Raw genomic sequence first — 16,962 nt, 5'->3', positions numbered from 1 at the left:
CACCGACCAGTGTGGTCCCACGAGCCGCACAAGGGGACCAGGCCACGACCGCGAGGCCGGGCAGGAAGTGGTGGAGCGAGCCCCCGGGACCACCAGCAGCATGACATTGAGAGAAGTGGTGTACGGGCTCCCACCTGATCCGGGCGTTTGGCCCGGCGTCGGAGTGAGGGTCCGGATACAAGAACGGCCACCGGCTGATCTTCGAGATGTCGAGTCACGAAGGAGATCAGCACGATGACCGCACCCGACAGTCTGCCCCTGCACGCCCTCGCGGAGGAGAACCTCGCCGCGGCGAGTCCCGATCTGCTGCGCGCGATGGTCAAGACGTTCGCCGACGCGCTCATGTCCGCGGAGGCCGATGCCCTCTGCAACGCCGAATACGGGCAGGTCAGCGACGAGCGAGTCAACCACCGCAACGGCTACCGCCCGCGGGAGTGGGACACCCGGGCTGGCACGGTTGAACTCGCCATCCCCAAGCTCAGGTCCGGCAGCTACTTCCCGCACTGGCTGCTGGAACGACGTCGGCGGGCCGAGCAGGCCCTGATCTCGGTGGTCGCCACCGCCTACCTGCTCGGTGTCTCCACCCGCCGAGTGGAAAAGCTCGCCGAGTCCCTCGGCGTCACCCAGCTGTCGAAGTCCCAGGTCTCCGCGATGGCCCGGCACCTGGACGGGCAGGTCGCCGCCTTCCGCAACCGGCCCCTGGACGCCGGCCCGTATGCCTTCGTCTGGGTCGATGCCTTGACCCAGAAGGTCCGCGAGGGCGGCCGCATCATCAACGTCCACGCGCTCATCGCGGTCGGCGTCAACACCGACGGCCACCGGGAGATCCTCGGCCTGGACGTCGCCACCGCCGAGGACGGCGCCGGCTGGCTGGCCTTCCTGCGCTCGCTGATCGCCCGCGGCCTGTCCGGCGTCCAGCTCGTCGTCTCCGACGCCCACGCCGGCCTGGTCGACGCGATCGGTGCCACCCTGCCCGGCGCCTCCTGGCAGCGCTGCCGCACCCACTACGCGAGAAATCTGCTGAGCCAGGTGCCGAAATCGGCCCAGCCCTGGGTGGCGACCCTGCTGCGGACCGTCTTCGAACAGCCCGACACCGACGCGGTGAAGGCCCAGATGGCACACGTCCTGGACGCTCTGGAGGCCAAGTTCCCCAAGGCGGCGGCCCACTTGGACGTCGCCCAGCACGACTTGCTGGCCTTCACGGCCTTCCCGCGGGAGATCTGGCGGCAGATCTGGTCGAACAATCCGCAGGAGCGGCTGAACAAGGAGATCCGGCGTCGCACCGACGTGGTCGGCATCTTCCCCGACCGCACCGCGGTGATCCGGCTGGTCGGCGCGGTCCTGGCCGAGCAGAACGACGAGTGGACCGAGGCCCGCCGCTATATGGGCCGCGACCTGCTGGCCAAGGCCCGCCTCCACCCGATCGAGTCAGAAACCGACGACACCGTCCTGCCCACCGAACTCACCGCATAACCTCAAACCGAGATCACCGAGTGGCCGTCGATACACCACTCCAGCGGACGTGACCCGTACTCGGGAGAGCCCGTTCAAGTGGCTGCTCCGCTGCCGGGGCGTTGGTGAAGGCATGGGGCGGGGTGACCTGACGGATGCCGAGTGGGAACGGCTGCGGCCGTTCCTGCCGGTCGGCAACGGGCGTTGTGGCCGGTGGAGGGACCACCGGCAGGTGATCGATGGGATACGACACTGGGTGCGGGCCGGGGTGTGCAGTGGCGTGACCTGCCGGAACGGTTTGATCCATGGAAGACCGTTTACGAACGCCACCGTCTGTGGTCGGCGGATGGAACTTGGGAACATCTGCTTCAGCAGGTCCAGGCGTCAGCCACTGCCGTACTCCCCCACCCACGACGAGAACTTGCGGCGGGCCGTCTCACCGCTCCCCACCAGCCCTGCATCACCACGGCATCACCACGGCCGACCGCCTCCGCTACCGCCGGACCGCCGTACCGGACCAGCTTTCAAGCAGTCCACGTCGGGGGTGTGGCCAGCACCACTCCGACCAATAAGGCACATCATGCCATCATCGACATCGTGCAACATTCAACCATTCTCGATCGGTGGCACGCCGCGACCGACTGGGCATCGCGACTGCTGCGGATCCTCCGGACAATGCGTCCCCGGCGGGCAGCCAGCGCGTCGGCGCAGGGGGCCAAAGCGCTGATCGCGGCGCTGTTGTCCTGGGAGGTCGCCTCACGGTGCATCCCCGGGCAGCAGCAGTACCTGGCCGTGGCCACCGCGCTGCTCATGGTCAATGCCCCTACCGTCTACCAGTCGGTGACGCAGGCCGCCCGCAGCCTGGCCACCCGCGTGGCCGGACTGTCGCTGGCCGTGGCCGTCGTGTGGCTCTTCGGCTCCAGCGCGGGAAGTACGGTGGCGGTCCTCGCGATCGCGTTGGTCGCCGCCGGCCGTCAGAGCTCCGACAGCCGGCTGCAGGTCGCCTCCACCGCGGTGCTCACCCTGGCCGCGGCCACCGCCGCCCCGGTGGGCCAGGTGGCCGCGCTGGCCCTGGAAGCGCTGGTCGGTGCGGCGGTGGGAATCGCGGTGAACGCGCTCATCCTGCCACCGCTGCATCTGGGCGCCTCCCACGCCTCGGTGCGCGGCCTCGCCACGGCCATGGGCTCACTCCTGGACGACATGGGCCGCGGACTGCGGGAACGGAAACACACCGACCGCGCGCACACGTGGCTGGAGCAGGGCCGACGCCTGGAGGAGCTGGTGGTGCAGGTACAAGAGGACGTGCACCGCGGCGAGGAGAGCCTGCGCTGGAACACGCGGTGCGCGATGCACGGCGGACGGGAGCCGTCGACCCACTGCGAGGCGCTGCGCGCCCTGCACCGGGTGTCGTTCCAGGTCCGCGGCATCGCTCGGACGCTGGCCGACAACGTCGAGGACCGGCACTCCGACCACCGCCTGGGCCAGCTCTTCGCCGACCGGTACGCGGCGACCCTGGAGGCAGCGGGGCAGGCGGTCGAGTCGTTCGCCGCTCCCGGGCAGGCCACCGACTCCGACAGAGTCGAGACCCGAGAGCGGCTGCGCAAAGCCATTGGCGAAGCCACGGCCTGGCACGAGACGATGACTGGCCTGATCGAACGCGGCGCGCTCGCCGAACCGGGAGCCTGGCACGTCTACGGATCACTGATGACCGACGTCGAGCGCCTCCTCGCCGACCTGGACCACGCCGACCGGTCGACCGCGGCCGCCCCGAGCCGCCCGGCCGAGGATGGCCTCCGCGGCCCGCACAAGCGGATCCCCGCACCGGCGACAGCTGCTCGCTTCGGCCTCCGTCCCGTCCAGCGTCGAGCGTGGTGGCAACGCGGGCTCCTGGCACGAAGAAGCACAGTCGGTCGCAGTTCCGGATGAGTGGGAGGAGGCCGTCGGCCGCGGCGTGTCTGCGGCCGGGCTTCGGTCGCCGCGGTGCGGAGCGCAGCGCAGACTGGGACCTGAGGCCTCTCCACGACCGGCTCAGGAGAGCAGGGAGACGGGGGATGAGAGACAATCGCACGCATCCGGTCGGCCAGAGGCGTTGGCCGTCCTTTCTTCCTGCCGCAGTCATCGTGGCCGCGATCGTCCTCGGTCTGTTCACCCGAGGGGTCAGCGCATTCCCCCTGCTGGCGGCCGCGCCGGTGCTGGCCGCACCCGTGCTCTCCCTGCGGGGCACTATCGCCACCGGGGTGGTGGGGATCGTCATCGGGGAACTCGAGGTGGCCGCCAGAAGCGGGGGAGCTTTCTTCACCCATCCCGTCCAGCTCGTCACCGTCTTCGCCCTGACGGCCCTGGCCGCCGTCCTCAACCGGCTGATGGCCCGCTACCGGCAACAGCTGAAGGACACCCGCGAGGTCGCCGAAGCCGTCCAGCTCGCCGTGCTCCCCACGCCGCCCGACCGCATCGGGCCGCTGGCTGTGGCTGTCCGGTACGAGGCCGCCGCGCGGGAGGCCGCCATCGGAGGCGACTTCTACGCCATCCGCTCCACCCCCCACGGTGTCCGGCTGATGATCGCCGATGTGCGCGGCAAGGGGATGGGGGCGGTGAGGACCGTCAACGGGCTGCTGGGCAGTTTCCACGAAGCCGCGACCCGGGTGCCCGACCTGCCCGGCGTGGTCGGCCGCCTGGAGGAACGCATGCGGGAGCTGAACGCCGAAGACGCGGAGGGAGCGGAGTCCTTCGCCACCGCCGTCGTCATCGAGATCCCCGCCGACGGCTCCGTCCTGCGCCTGTCCAACCTGGGGCACTGTGCGCCGCTCCTCATCCATCAGGGCCGGGCGCGCCCACTGGACCCGACCGATCCCACGCTGCCGCTGGGCTTGGGCGACCTGGGCCGCATACGGGTGCCGGTGGAGCAGCACCCCCTGCCTTCCGACGCGACCCTGGTGCTGTACACCGACGGCGTGGTGGAGGCCCGCGACCGTCACGGCGTCTTCTACGACCCCGTGCCACACCTGTCCCGCCCCCTCCCCGCGGACCCCGGCGCGATCCTGGACATCCTCCTCGCCGACCTGGCCCGGCACACCGACGGACACCTGGACGACGACGCCGCGCTCCTGGCCGTCACCCATCGGCGGGATGCCTGCGAGGGTGCCGCCGCCCAGTCCGCCGAACGGACATCCGAGGGCGGCTGACCGCGACAGCCGGCGGGTTCACCAGGTGGGTTCGCAGCCTTTCGAGTGGTCCCCGGTGTGCAGCTGGCCAGGATCTCGTGCAGGGATTCCAACTGCGCCTCCGACAGCCGGTCGGCGAACATCCGGTCCACCACCTCGGCGTTGGTGCGGCCCGCGCTGCGGATCAGCTTCCGGCCGGCCCCGGTCAGCCGAATCGTCGCACCGCGCGCGTCATCCGCCACCGGGGAGCGGCTGAGGAGTCCGCGGTCGGTGAGCCTGTCGCACAGGCGGCTGACCGCGCTCTGCGTCAGGACCACCTGTTTCCTCAGCTCCCGCAGTCGTATACCACCGAGCGGGATGTTCACGAGGGTGTCGAACTCGCTGACGGAGGGGCGGTGGCGTTCCGCGAGTCCCTTCTCGATCTCGCCGAGTACGTCTTGCTGCACCGGCATGAACGTACGCCACACCGCGACCTTGAACGCCCTGGTGCCGGTCGGGCCTGGTCCGTGACATCGCGGGCCTCATCCGGTCGGCGCGGATGCTTGTGCGTACATCATCTTCGCAGGGCACTGACAGGTACCCGTAGGCGGCGTCCGGCCTCGTCCTCTTACGGTAGGGAGCCACCCCGAGGATGCCTGGCGGCGGGTGACTTCAGGACGGCCCGTTCAGGAACCGGTCGAGATGGCTTTCCAGGTCCAGGTCCAGCGCGTCGGTCTCCTGAGCGGCGGGCACCAGTTGGTACGTGCGAAGCAGCCAGTGCTCGACGGCCGGGAGTGCGGCGATGATGTGGGCGAACCCGCCCGGAGGAGTCAGGTGAAGGTGCAGGAGTGCTTCCGGGCCGGTTCCGGTCGGCCACACCCGCACATCCCCCACTCCGCTGGGTGCCCGCAGCCCCCGGTCGAGCAGCTCGCGTGAGATGACCCAAGGCACTGGGCCTCGGACGGGGTCGTGGAAGAGGAACTCCACCACAAGGGGGTCCTGCGACCTGTAAAGCAGTTGAGTCGGCACCCGGAGCCGTGTGCCCAGGGGCGACACGAGCTCCATGTCCAGCATGTGGTCTACACAAGTGATCATGGCTCTGTGGGTGTTCGGGGGCCGGGGTGGTGTCGGGCCCGGGCAGTGGGATCATTGCGCGGGCCCGGCACCGACGCGGCCGTGTGGCCAATGGAAGACGGGTCTGCCCGGCAGTCACGAGGACCGTCCCAGATGTGGTCTCCGTGCGCTGCAGTGCTCATGAAGCGGGAAGCGGCAATCGCGGTGCTGTCGGCCCAGGATCATGCTCCATCTCCTGGGATTCGGGTGACGAAGCAGGACGACGCATGATGACGGCCCTTTGAAGAGGTTGTGCTCGGCCCGTGGGGGCGGTGGCTGGGAACGTCCGCTTGGGGCGCGGGGGCGGCGTTCGGTGTCATGGCTGCTGCTGTCCCTGAAGCAGCCGCGATCGCCGCCCCCGCTGTCCTGTGACGCCCGCCCGCATGGGCCGGGGTGGCTCGGACTGCGTCACTTGCCCACCGGCGTGTGGCAGCCCAAGCAGTGGCGGCCTTGATGACCGCGGTCCTCAGCGGTGCGAACGACCGTGGTATTCCAGGCCCCAAAAGGTGTATCCGTCGTCGCCAGCCCAGCGGAGCTGGTCGAGGACCCACAGACGGCGACCTTCGTCGATACGCACTCGGTAGCCGCCGCGGTCGTCGTAGCGGATCCAGTAGTGACCACCGTCGTGATCCCGGACCAAGTAGCGACGTCCACCCTGATCCCGGTCCCAGTGGCCACGATCGTCACTGCCTCGGCCGTTGAACGCGCTGTGCCGGTCCCCGTGGTGGTCGTCGGCGGTTCGGACGGCGGATACGGCGCTCGAGTGGCTGCCGCTCGGGTACGTCGCCGCCGAGGCGGAACCGCCTGTAGCCAGAAGCCCGGCTGCCGCGATGACGGTAGAAGCGATCGCGACCACAGTCCGACGCACAGTCCTGTTTGCCATGATTCCTTCTCCTTGCTCACCCCGTGGTGTGAATGGGCGGCTTCGCCGGCGTTTACCTGCCCCCCAGACGCTTGAGACAGTAGCCCGAGTTTGTTGAACAGTGAACTATCCCGGCGGTGAGGTCCACCACGCGGCAAAAGGTCGTTGCGTCGGAATATTTCTGCGACAGCCGCTGTTGGGAGCCGGTTTTCGGGCCGCAAGCCGGGACACCGGCTCCCCTCGTTCCACTTCAGGGGGAGCAACCCGGCAAGCACCCGGAACGCCGAGGCAGGTGCGCGAGTAGCGTCACCCGCGTATGGCAGGCGCGCAAAGCTGAATGCCATCCCGCCCCCTCGAAGGGGGCCGGTACGACAGGTCTCCCGAGACTGGGCCGGCCACGACAGGACGAGTCCTGTCGTGGCCAACCGCCCCAGAGCACGGGCCAGTTCAGTGGGCTGAGTACCGCAGGCGCGTGCCATCTGGTCAAGTTCGCTCAGGCCGCTGCCGGCTTCCGGGCCCGTGTGTGCTGCGATCAAAGCAGGGCGTCACCGGCCGCGCCTGGCGGCGCCATGAGCCGGCAGGGACCGGAGTCCCTGCCCCGGGGAGCCCTGGGTCACGGTCCGTCACGGGATCATCGGCCGGCGCCGCGAACGCGCCGCGCGTCAGCCGGGACGCGGGCCCCGTCGAACCGCTCCAATGGTCGACCTCCACGCACCGTCGCCGGACAGCGTCGCGATCGGCTCAGCGGCCGCAACCCGGCCGCCCTCCGCCCCGAACTTCCCCCCACTGCCCGTTTTCACCTGGCCATTCGTCCGCCCGCGACACTTGGCCGGACTGCTCGCCGCTCCCCCGACACCCATCCCCGGCGGTACGAATCCCCGCCGATTCACGCCCACCCCATTGACGCGCCCACCACCTCCCCCTACCTTCCACCGTCGAAGCGCTTCGACGTCACGCATCGAAACGATTCGACAAACGCTGCGTGACGCCCCCTGATCCCCATCCGACTCCCTTGGAGGCACTGGATGTTGACGGCACGAAGGCGTGTGGTGGCGACGGCGGCGGTCCTCACCGGATCCCTGCTCCTGGCCTCCTGCGGTGGCTCGGACGGCGGTTCCTCGGACGGCAAGACGCTCCGGCTGTGGCACTACGAGGGCCCGGACAGCGCGATGGGCGCCGCCTGGAACGAGGCCATCAAGGAGTTCGAGGCGAAACACCCGGGCGTGAAGGTGAAGTTCGAGGAGAAGGGCTTCGAACAGATCCAGAAGACCGCGCCCATGGTCCTCAACTCCTCCGACGCGCCCGACATCATGGAGTACAACAAGGGCAACGCGACCGCGGGCCTGCTCTCCAAGCAGGGTCTCCTCACCGATCTGACCCCGGAGGTCACCAAGCGCGGCTGGGACAAGGAACTCAGCGCGGGAGTGAAGACCACCAGCCAGTACGACACCAACGGTGTCATGGGTTCCGGCAAGTGGTACGGGATACCCAACTACGCCGAATACACCATGGCCTTCTACAACAAGGACCTCTTCAAGAAGTACAGAGTCGCCGAGCCGAAGACGTTCGACGACCTCACCGCCGCCATGGACAAGTTCGTCGCCAAGGGCGTCACCCCGCTCGCCAACGCCGGCGCCGAGTACATGGCCCAGCAGTACCTGTACCAATTGGCACTGTCGAAGGCCGACCGCTCCTGGGTCGACTCCTACGAGCTCTACCGGGGCAAGACCGACTTCCACGACGCCGCCTGGACATACGGCGCGACCACCTTCGCCGACTGGGTGAAGAAGGGCTACATCAGCAAGACGTCCAGCGGCACCAAGGCCGAGGACGCGGGCGTCGCCTTCATCCAGGGCAAGAACCCGATCCTGTTCAGCGGCAGTTGGTGGTACGGCCGCTTCACGACGGAGAACAAGTTCGACTGGGGCAGCGTCCTGTGGCCCGGTTCCGGCCTCACCCTCGGCTCCGGCGGCAATCTCTGGGTCGTCCCCCAGGGCGCCAAGAACAAGGACCTCGCGTACGACTTCATCGACATCACCATGTCGAAGAAGATCCAGAACCTGCTGGGCAACAAGGGCGGCGTGCCCGTAGCGGCAGACCCGTCCGCCATCACCGACCCGCGGGCCAAGACCCTCATCGCCGACTTCAACACCCTCTCCGGCCGCGACGGCCTGGCCTTCTACCCCGACTGGCCCGTCCCCGGCTTCTACGACGTCCTCGTCTCCGAGACCCAGAAGCTGATCACGGGCAGCGCTACACCGGACGCCTGTCTCGACGCGCTGCAGAAGGCGTACGACAAGGGTGTGCCGAAGCCGTGACGGTCACCGTCGACCGGGAGCCGCGGGCCGTCGGCCCGCACCAGCACGCCGGCCCGCGCCGCTCCCGCCCGCACCAGTCGTACGCCCTCTTCCTCGTCCCCGGTGTCCTCGCCTTCCTCGCCGTCATCGTCGTCCCTTTCCTGATGAACACCGGCGTGAGCTTCACGGAATGGCAGGGGGTCGGCAGCCCCCGGTGGTCCGGTCTCGCCAACTACCGCGAGCTGATGGAGGACTCGGAGTTCTGGGCGTCGTTCCGGCACAGCCTGTTCATGGTCGTCGCCATGGCCGTCCTGCCGACGATGGTCGGGCTGGTCCTCGCCGCAGCGCTGTTCGACTACGTCGGCAAGCACTTCGGCAGCAGGACGGCCACCGTCCTGCGCGCCTGCTTCTACCTCCCCCAGGTGCTTCCCATCGCGGTCGCCGGCATTGTCTGGAGCTGGATCCTCGCGCCTGACAACGGCACCCTGAACGCGTTGTTGCAGGCGGTCGGCCTCGGCTCCTGGCAGCAGGACTGGCTCGGTGACCCGGACATCGCCCTGTACAGCGTCATGGGGGTGATGGTGTGGGTGCAGATCGGCTTCCCGCTCGTCGTCTTCATGGCGGGGCTCCAGCGCGTCGACCCGCAGTTGTACGAGGCGGCCGAACTGGACGGCGCCGGCTGGTGGCGCCGCTTCTGGCACATCACGCTGCCGCAGATCCGACCCGAGATCTCCGTCGTGCTCACCTGGTGCAGCATCGCCGCACTCAAGGTCTTCGGCGCGGTGTACGTGCTCACCAAGGGCGGCCCGGGCGGCGCGACCGACGTCCCGTCGTACTTCTCCTTCACCACGTTCTTCGAGAAGACCCAGGTCGGTTACGGTGCCGCGATCTCCACCGTGCTGACCGTGATCATCATGCTGCTCTCGCTGATCGGCCTGAAACTCCAGACCCGCGCCGAGGACACCGAGGAAGGGGTCCGCGCATGACGACGAACGCCCTGCGTCGCTACCCCGTTCTCGTGGCCCTCTGCATCGCGGCCCTGTTCATGGTGCTGCCATTCGTCATCGTCGCCGTCAACGCGGTCAAGTCACCGGCCGAGTACTCCCAGCACGGACCGCTGAGCCTGCCGAGGGGCCTGTACCTGGACGGGCTCAAGGACTTCTGGCAGCGCGTCGACTACGGCCAGAAGCTCGCCAACTCGGTCCTGATCAGCGGCTGTGTGGCGGTCCTGGCCGCGGCCCTGTCGATCCTCAACGCGTACGCGATCGGCATCGGCCGCATCAAGGGCCGCACCTGGGTGCTGGCCTTCTTCGTCCTCGCCAACATGCTGCCGCAGGAGGCGCTGGTCTACCCGCTGTACTACCTGAGCCAGCAGGCCGGCCTCTACGACACCCGGCTGAGCGTGATCATCGTCTTCACCGTGATCCAGGCCGCCTTCGGCACCTATCTGCTCTCCTCCGTCCTCGGGCGGTTCCCGCGCGAGATCATCGAGGCCGCCCGGATCGACGGGGCGAACAAGTGGCAGGTGCTGTGGCGGATCGTGGTCCCCGTCAGCCGCCCCACCATCGGCGTGCTGCTCGTCTTCTTCTTCATCTGGACGTGGAACGAGTTCCTGCTCCCCCTGGTCATGCTGATCTCCAACGACAACCAGACGGTGTCGGTGGCGCTCGGCGTCCTCCAGGGTCAGCGCCTGATGGACGCCACGATGACCAACGCGGCAGCCCTGCTGGGTGTCCTGCCCGCCCTCGTCTTCTTCCTCGCCTTCCAGCGGACTCTCACCCGCGGCATCGCCGTGGGTGCCGTCAAGTAGGGAGTACACGCTTGAAGTTCACCGACGGCTACTGGCTGCTGCGCGAAGGCGTGACCGCGGCCCACCCGGTCGAGGTCCTGGACGTGACCGCTTCCCCGGGAGCCCTGGAGATCCACGCGCCGACCCAGCCCATCCGCCACCGCGGCGACCTGCTGAAGGGACCGGTCGTGACGATCAGCGCACACGCGCCGATGCCGAACGTCATCGGCCTCACCATCACCCACTTCCAGGGCGAGCAGCCCCGGGGGCCGCGGTTCGAGGTACGGCGGGACGACCTCCCGGGGCCCGGGGGACGTGCCCCGGAAGGCGGTACGGCGCAGGTGGAGTACGACGACGAGTACGCCACCCTCACCTCCGGGACCCTGTCGGTGCGCGTCGCCCGCACCGGCCCCTGGCACGTCGACTTCCTCGCCCACGGCCGTGTCCTCACCAGCAGCGGCCCCAAGGGCATGGGCATCATGCGCGACGCCGGCGGCGCCCACTACCTGCGCGAGCAGCTGGGTCTGGGGATCGGCACCTCGGTGTACGGGCTCGGCGAACGCTTCGGACCGCTCGTCAAGAACGGCCAGGTCGTCGACATGTGGAACGCCGACGGCGGCACGGCGACCGAACAGGCTTACAAGAACGCCCCGTTCTACCTGACGAACGCGGGATACGGCGTCTTCGTCGACCATCCGGGCAAGGTGTCCTTCGAAGTCGGCTCGGAGGCGGTGTCCCGGGTCCAGTTCAGCGTGGAGAGCCAGCAGTTGACGTACTACGTCATCCACGGGCCCACCCCGAAGGACATCCTGCGCACGTACACGGCCCTCACCGGCCGCCCGGCGCTCCCGCCCGCCTGGTCCTTCGGCCTGTGGCTGTCCACCTCCTTCACCACCTCGTACGACGAGGCCACCGTCACCTCCTTCATCGACGGCATGAGGGAACGCGAACTGCCGCTGTCCGTCTTCCACTTCGACTGTTTCTGGATGCGCGAGTTCAACTGGTGCGACTTCCGGTGGGATCCGCGGGTGTTCCCCGACCCGGAGGGCATGCTGGCCCGGCTGAAGGCCAAGGGCCTGCACATCTGCGTCTGGATCAACCCGTACATCGCGCAGCGCTCGCCCCTCTTCGCCGAGGGAAAGGCCCTGGGTCATCTGCTCAGGAAGCGCGACGGCAGCGTGTGGCAGTGGGACCTGTGGCAGCCGGGCATGGCGCTCGTCGACTTCACCAGCCCGGCCGCCCGCGACTGGTACGCGTCCAAGCTGGAGGCGCTGCTCGCACAGGGCGTCGACTGCTTCAAGACGGACTTCGGTGAGCGGATCCCGGTCGACGTGGCCTACGCGGACGGCTCGGACCCCGAACGGATGCACAACTACTACACGTACCTGTACAACCGCACCGTCTTCGAGGTGCTGCGCAAGCACCGGGGCGAGGACGAGGCCGTCGTCTTCGCGCGCTCGGCGACCGCCGGAAGCCAGCGCTTCCCCGTGCACTGGGGCGGCGACTGCGAGGCCACCTACGAGTCGATGGCCGAGTCGCTGCGCGGCGGGCTCAGCCTCGGTCTGTCCGGATTCGGGTTCTGGAGCCACGACATCGGCGGCTTCGAGGGCACCCCGACCCCGGCCCTGTTCAAACGGTGGATCGCCTTCGGGCTGCTGTCCTCGCACAGCCGGCTGCACGGCTCCTCCTCGTACCGCGTGCCCTGGCTGTTCGACGAGGAGGCCGTGGACGTCCTCAGGCTGTTCACCCGGCTGAAGATGCGCCTCATGCCGTACCTGTACGAGGCCGCCCGCACCGCCCGCGCGGAGGGGGTGCCGATGATGCGGGCGATGGTGCTGGAGTTCCCGGACGACCCCGGGTGCGCCCATCTGGAGAGGCAGTACATGCTCGGGCCCGATCTGCTCGTCGCTCCGGTCTTCAACGACGAGGGGGACGTCTCGTACTACGTGCCCGAGGGCACCTGGACCCACTTCCTCAGCGGGCACACGGTGACCGGCCCGCGCTGGGTGCGCGAGCGGCACGGATTCTCCAGCGTTCCGCTGCTGGTCAGGCCGGGTACGGTGATCCCGGTTGGCGCGGTGGACGCCCGCCCCGACTATCCGTACGCCGACGGGGTCACCCTGCGCGCCTACGGGCTGGAGCGCGGGGCCCAGGTGAGCGTGCCCGTGGGGGACGTGACCTTCACCGTCGTCCGGGAGGGCGACACGCTGCGGGCCTCCAGCAGCGACCCGTCCGCACCCTGGGCGCTGGCCTGCGGGGAGCGGATCGCGCGGGCACCCGCGGGCACCGGATTCCTGTCGCTGGAGCTGAAGTCGGCCTGATGGTTCCTCCCCCCACTGGAGCTGGACTGACCATGGTGAAGATCACGGACGTGGCACGGCACGCGGGGGTCTCCCCGAGCACCGTCTCGTACGCCCTCAGCGGCAAGCGCCCCATCTCCCAGGAGACCCGGCAGCGCATCGAGGCGTCCATCCGCGAGTTGGGCTACCGCCCGCACGCCGGCGCCCGCGCTCTGGCCAGCAGCAGGTCGAACGTCCTGGCGCTGGTGGTCCCGCTGCGCTCCGGTATCCACGTCCCGGTGGTCATGCAGTTCGCGGTGTCGGTGGTGACCACCGCGCGCAGGCACGACCACGACGTGCTGCTGCTCACCCAGGAGGAGGGCGACGAGGGACTGCGCAGGGTCGCGGACACGGCTCTCGTGGACGCGCTGATCGTCATGGACCTACAACTCCGCGACCCGCGGCTGCCGTTGCTGCGGTCGCTCGACCGGCCCTCCGTGATGATCGGGTTCCCCCTGGAGCCCGGGGGGCTCACCTGCGTCGACCTCGACTTCAGGGCGGCGGGCGAGCTGTGCGTGGAGCGGCTGGCGGGGCTGGGGCACCGGGTCGTCGCACTGGTCGGGTCGCCGCCCGAGGTGTACGTGCGGGAGACGGCGTTCGCCCAGCGGGTTGTTCAGGGGTTCACGGCCGCCGCCGACCGCAACGGGCTCTCCTCCTCCGTCCACCCGTGCGAGGCCACGCCCGCCGCCGCCCGCCACATCGCCGAGCAGCTGCTGCGCGAGCAGCCCGCGCTGACCGGGGTGGTCGTGCACAACGAGGCGGTCCTGGAGCCGCTGATCGACGCCTTCGAGCAGCTCGGACTACGCGTCCCCGGTGACCTGTCCGTCACCGCGATCTGCCCCGACGAGCTCGCCGAATCCCTCCGCGTCCCCGTCACCTCGGTCGCCCTGCCGTCCGCCGAGCTGGGGGCGCGGGCCGTGGAGTTGCTGATGAAGAAGCTGGACGGCACGGCCGTACCCGAGGCGGCGCTCCTGCCGCCCCGGCTGACGGAACGCGCGAGCACGGTGCCGCGCGACGTCCCCTGAAGTTCCTCACCCGCAAGGCACTGGCCGAAGGAGCCGTGACATGAAAGGCACGAGAGGAAGACGCAGAACCACCCTCGCCGTGGCGCTCGCCCTGATCGCGGGCCTCTGCGCCACCGTTCCCGCGCACGCCGACGACCCCGGGTACCCCTTCCGGAACCCGCGTCTGCCCGTCGACCGGCGCGTCGACGACCTGCTCTCCCGACTGACGCCCGACGAGAAGATCTCCCTCCTCCACCAGTACGAGCCCGCGATCCCCCGCCTCGGCATCCAGGGGTTCCGCACCGGCACCGAGGCCCTGCACGGCGTGGCCTGGCTCGGCGAGACGACCGTGTTCCCGCAGGCGATCGGGCTCGCCTCCACCTGGGACCCGGAGCTGATCCGGCAGGTCGGCTCGGCGGTCGGCGACGAGGCGCGTGGCTTCCAGCAGGAACACCCCGCCGGCTGGGGCCTCAACCTGTGGGCGCCCGTGGTGAACCTGCTGCGCGACCCGCGCTGGGGCCGCAACGAGGAGGGCTACTCCGAGGACCCCCACCTCACCGGCTCGATCTCCACCGCGTACGGCAGCGGTCTGACCGGCGGCGACCCGGACCACCTCAAGACGGCTCCCACGCTCAAGCACTTCCTCGCCAACAACAACGAGTACCAGCGTGACACCACGTCCTCCGAACTGCGCCCGCGCGTGCTGAAGGAGTACGACGAGCAGGCCTTCAAGCCCGCGATCGAGGCGGACGCGGCAACCGGGGTGATGTCCTCCTACAACCTCGTCAACGGCCGCCCCGACACGGTGGATCCGGCCCTGAACGACACCGTGCGCGCCTGGACCACCCGGGATCTGCTGAACGTGACGGACGCCTTCGCGCCCGGGAACCTGACGGGCAGCCAGAAGTACTACGGCACCCAGGCGGAGGCGGACGCGGCAGCGCTGAAAGCCGGCATCGACAGCTTCACCGACAACGACACCGATCCCGGCCCGACCACGACGGCGATCAAGTCAGCACTGTCCACTGGGCTGTTGAAGTCCTCGGACATCGACACCGCCGTCCGTCACATCCTGAGCATCCGAGTCCGGCTCGGCGAGTTCGACCCGGGCGGCGGCAGGTACGGATCGATCGGCGCGTCCGTCATCGACAGCCCCGCGCACCGGAAACTGGCGCGCACGGCGGCGACCGAGGCGGCGGTGCTCCTGAAGAACGACGGCGCGCTGCCGCTGAAGAGATCCTCCAGTGCCGCCGTGGTCGGCCCGCTCGCCGACACCCTCTACACCGACTGGTACTCCGGCACCCTCCCCTACGCGGTCACGCCGAAGGACGGCGTCGAGGCCAAGCTCGGCACTCCGGTGGCAAGCAGCGAGGGCGTGGACCGGATCACGCTGAAGGACACGGCGACCGGGCGGTACGTGACGGCGGGGGCGGGCGAGGCTGGCGCGGCCCTGAAGGAGACCACGGACGCCGGTGCGCGTACGCAGTTCGACGTCTTCGACTGGGGTTCGGGCATCGTCACCCTGCGCTCGGCGGCCAACGGCAGGTACGTCGGCTACAACTGGTCGGATTTCGTCAACGACCAGATACAGCCCAACGGCTGGTTCGTGCAGCAGCAGTTCGAGCTGGAGCGGCAGGCCGACGGGACGTACCTGCTGCGGTACGCGGGATACGAGACCGGCGAGTCCTGGTGGTCGAGCCCGGTCTACCTCGGCCCGACCGGCGCGGACGGCACGCTCGGCCTCGTGGCGAAGGACCGGGCCGCGCACTACACGAAGGACGTGGTCCGCAGCGGCGTCGACGAGGCGGTCGCCGCGGTCAAGGGCAAGGACACGGCCGTGGTCGTGGTCGGCTCGATGCCCGCGATCAACGGTCGCGAGGCACACGACCGCACGGACATGGGCCTGGCTCCCTCCCAGGAAGCCTTGGTCAAGGCAGTCCACCGGGCCAACCCCCGGGCCGTGGTGGTCGTCGAGAACAGCTACCCCACCACCCTCGGGGACCTGCAGAAGGAGGTCCCGGCTCTACTGTGGACAACGCACGCGGGCCAGGAGACGGGCAACGCCCTCGCCGACCTCCTGTACGGCGACGCGAATCCGGCGGGCCGCCTCACCCAGACCTGGTACCGCTCCGCGTCCGACCTCCCCTCCATCCTCGACTACGACATCATCAAGTCCGACCGCACCTACCAGTACTTCAAGGGTCAGCCGCTGTACCCCTTCGGCTACGGCCTGTCGTACACGACGTTCCGCTACGGCGGTCTGAAGAGGGTCTCGGACGGCTACGAGGTGGCGGTGACGAACACGGGCCCGCGGGCCGGCGACGAGGTGGCCCAGCTGTACGTCCACCAGCGGACGTCCCGCGACAAGCAGCCGCTGAAGCAGCTGAAGGCGTACGCGCGAATGTCCCTGAAGCCGGGCGAGACGAAGACGGTACGGCTGAAGCTGGCGACGTCGGATCTCGCGCACTGGGACGTCACGCGCTCGAAGTGGGTGGTGGAGACGGGGACGTACGACGTGATGGCCGGCACGTCGTCGGCGGACATCCGGGCGCGTACGTCGCTGAAGGTCCAGGGTGAGACGATCCCGCCCCGGGACCTCGGGAGGGCGACACGGGCCGAGAACTTCGACGACTACCGCGCGATCAGCTTGGTGGACGAGTCGAAGGCGAGGGGAACGGCGGTGGCCGCGACGGCCGACGGGGCATGGCTGAGTTTCGCTGACACACAACTCGGCTCCGGGCCTTCGCGGTTGACCGCCCAACTGGCAGGGACCTCCGGCACCCTGGAGGTGCGCCTCGGCTCCCCCAACGGCAGGCTCGTCGGTACGGCGCGCTTCGACGGCACGTCGTCCCCGTACGCGTACGGGACGGTGACGGCCCCGCTGACGGCGGAATCGAAGGGCCGTACGGACGTCTACCTGGTGCTGAGCAAGGGTCTGCGTCTGTCGGCGTTCAGCCTGCGCTGAG

Annotated in this window: 11 protein-coding genes and 2 pseudogenes; 10 read left to right on the top strand and 3 right to left on the bottom strand. The window is 69.3% G+C overall.

Annotation, left to right across the window (positions count from 1 at the left end; translation table 11 throughout):
* Positions 1 to 234 precede the first annotated feature (234 nt).
* The 4 genes and pseudogenes from ACFY3J_RS32490 (at position 235) to ACFY3J_RS32475 (ending at position 4,634) form a co-directional block, all read left to right on the top strand.
* A complete protein-coding gene (locus tag ACFY3J_RS32490; RefSeq protein ID WP_390842318.1) occupies positions 235 to 1,473 on the top strand; it encodes an IS256 family transposase in 1,239 nt (412 codons plus the stop codon).
* 112 nt (positions 1,474 to 1,585) lie between these two features.
* Positions 1,586 to 1,842: pseudogene (locus tag ACFY3J_RS32485) on the top strand (transposase); the annotation flags it as partial.
* Between the two features lie 285 nt (positions 1,843 to 2,127).
* The gene (locus ACFY3J_RS32480) at positions 2,128 to 3,378 is read left to right on the top strand and encodes a hypothetical protein (protein ID WP_384183435.1); all 1,251 of its coding nucleotides are present in this window, start codon (positions 2,128 to 2,130) and stop codon (positions 3,376 to 3,378) included.
* A gap of 125 nt (positions 3,379 to 3,503) precedes the next feature.
* Complete coding sequence (locus ACFY3J_RS32475; RefSeq protein ID WP_384183276.1) at positions 3,504 to 4,634, top strand: PP2C family protein-serine/threonine phosphatase; 1,131 nt, start codon at positions 3,504 to 3,506, stop codon at positions 4,632 to 4,634.
* A gap of 215 nt (positions 4,635 to 4,849) precedes the next feature.
* Here ACFY3J_RS32475 and ACFY3J_RS32470 read toward each other — a convergent pair.
* From ACFY3J_RS32470 to ACFY3J_RS32460, 3 genes and pseudogenes are all read right to left on the bottom strand, one after another.
* Positions 4,850 to 5,065: pseudogene (locus ACFY3J_RS32470) on the bottom strand (MarR family transcriptional regulator); the annotation flags it as partial.
* Positions 5,066 to 5,264: 199 nt separating this feature from the next.
* Positions 5,265 to 5,687 (bottom strand): SsgA family sporulation/cell division regulator, encoded by a 423-nt coding sequence (locus ACFY3J_RS32465; RefSeq protein ID WP_384183278.1) that lies wholly within the window; start codon positions 5,685 to 5,687, stop codon positions 5,265 to 5,267.
* A 484-nt stretch (positions 5,688 to 6,171) separates the two neighbouring features.
* A complete protein-coding gene (locus ACFY3J_RS32460) occupies positions 6,172 to 6,588 on the bottom strand; it encodes a hypothetical protein (protein ID WP_390842317.1) in 417 nt (138 codons plus the stop codon).
* A 1,004-nt stretch (positions 6,589 to 7,592) separates the two neighbouring features.
* Between ACFY3J_RS32460 and ACFY3J_RS32455 the strand changes: the two genes are divergently transcribed.
* The 6 genes from ACFY3J_RS32455 to ACFY3J_RS32430 are packed head-to-tail and all read left to right on the top strand — an operon-like array spanning position 7,593 to position 16,961.
* The gene (locus tag ACFY3J_RS32455; protein ID WP_390842316.1) at positions 7,593 to 8,885 is read left to right on the top strand and encodes an ABC transporter substrate-binding protein; all 1,293 of its coding nucleotides are present in this window, start codon (positions 7,593 to 7,595) and stop codon (positions 8,883 to 8,885) included.
* On the top strand, positions 8,882 to 9,850 hold the full coding sequence (locus tag ACFY3J_RS32450) for a carbohydrate ABC transporter permease (protein WP_390842315.1): 969 nt from the start codon (positions 8,882 to 8,884) through the stop codon (positions 9,848 to 9,850). Before ACFY3J_RS32455 ends, ACFY3J_RS32450 begins: the two co-directional genes overlap by 4 nt.
* On the top strand, positions 9,847 to 10,674 hold the full coding sequence (locus tag ACFY3J_RS32445) for a carbohydrate ABC transporter permease (RefSeq protein ID WP_390842314.1): 828 nt from the start codon (positions 9,847 to 9,849) through the stop codon (positions 10,672 to 10,674). The genes ACFY3J_RS32450 and ACFY3J_RS32445 overlap by 4 nt, the downstream gene beginning before the upstream one ends.
* A gap of 11 nt (positions 10,675 to 10,685) precedes the next feature.
* Positions 10,686 to 12,974 carry an alpha-xylosidase gene (yicI, locus tag ACFY3J_RS32440; RefSeq protein ID WP_390842313.1) on the top strand — a complete coding sequence of 763 codons (2,289 nt, stop codon included), beginning with the start codon at positions 10,686 to 10,688 and terminating at the stop codon, positions 12,972 to 12,974.
* 32 nt (positions 12,975 to 13,006) lie between these two features.
* A complete protein-coding gene (locus ACFY3J_RS32435; RefSeq protein WP_390842312.1) occupies positions 13,007 to 14,017 on the top strand; it encodes a LacI family DNA-binding transcriptional regulator in 1,011 nt (336 codons plus the stop codon).
* 40 nt (positions 14,018 to 14,057) lie between these two features.
* Positions 14,058 to 16,961 carry a glycoside hydrolase family 3 C-terminal domain-containing protein gene (locus ACFY3J_RS32430; RefSeq protein WP_390842311.1) on the top strand — a complete coding sequence of 968 codons (2,904 nt, stop codon included), beginning with the start codon at positions 14,058 to 14,060 and terminating at the stop codon, positions 16,959 to 16,961.
* The last annotated feature ends 1 nt before the right edge of the window (position 16,962 follow it).

The sequence above is a fragment of the Streptomyces sp. NPDC001231 genome (assembly GCF_042896885.1).
Lineage (GTDB): Bacteria > Actinomycetota > Actinomycetes > Streptomycetales > Streptomycetaceae > Streptomyces.
The sequence above is the reverse complement of the archived record's forward strand: the minus strand, read 5'-3'. Positions and strand labels throughout refer to the sequence as shown.

Excerpts from the sequence above, each read along its gene's own strand:
- ACFY3J_RS32480 (WP_384183435.1), top strand. The coding sequence starts at position 2,128 with ATGCGTCCCCGGCGGGCAGCCAGCGCGTCGGCGCAGGGGGCCAAAGCG.
- ACFY3J_RS32435 (WP_390842312.1), top strand. The coding sequence starts at position 13,007 with ATGGTGAAGATCACGGACGTGGCACGGCACGCGGGGGTCTCCCCGAGC.
- ACFY3J_RS32455 (WP_390842316.1), top strand. The coding sequence starts at position 7,593 with ATGTTGACGGCACGAAGGCGTGTGGTGGCGACGGCGGCGGTCCTCACC.
- ACFY3J_RS32475 (WP_384183276.1), top strand. The coding sequence starts at position 3,504 with ATGAGAGACAATCGCACGCATCCGGTCGGCCAGAGGCGTTGGCCGTCC.
- ACFY3J_RS32465 (WP_384183278.1), bottom strand. The coding sequence starts at position 5,687 with ATGATCACTTGTGTAGACCACATGCTGGACATGGAGCTCGTGTCGCCC.
- ACFY3J_RS32490 (WP_390842318.1), top strand. The coding sequence starts at position 235 with ATGACCGCACCCGACAGTCTGCCCCTGCACGCCCTCGCGGAGGAGAAC.
- ACFY3J_RS32430 (WP_390842311.1), top strand. The coding sequence starts at position 14,058 with ATGAAAGGCACGAGAGGAAGACGCAGAACCACCCTCGCCGTGGCGCTC.
- ACFY3J_RS32460 (WP_390842317.1), bottom strand. The coding sequence starts at position 6,588 with ATGGCAAACAGGACTGTGCGTCGGACTGTGGTCGCGATCGCTTCTACC.
- ACFY3J_RS32445 (WP_390842314.1), top strand. The coding sequence starts at position 9,847 with ATGACGACGAACGCCCTGCGTCGCTACCCCGTTCTCGTGGCCCTCTGC.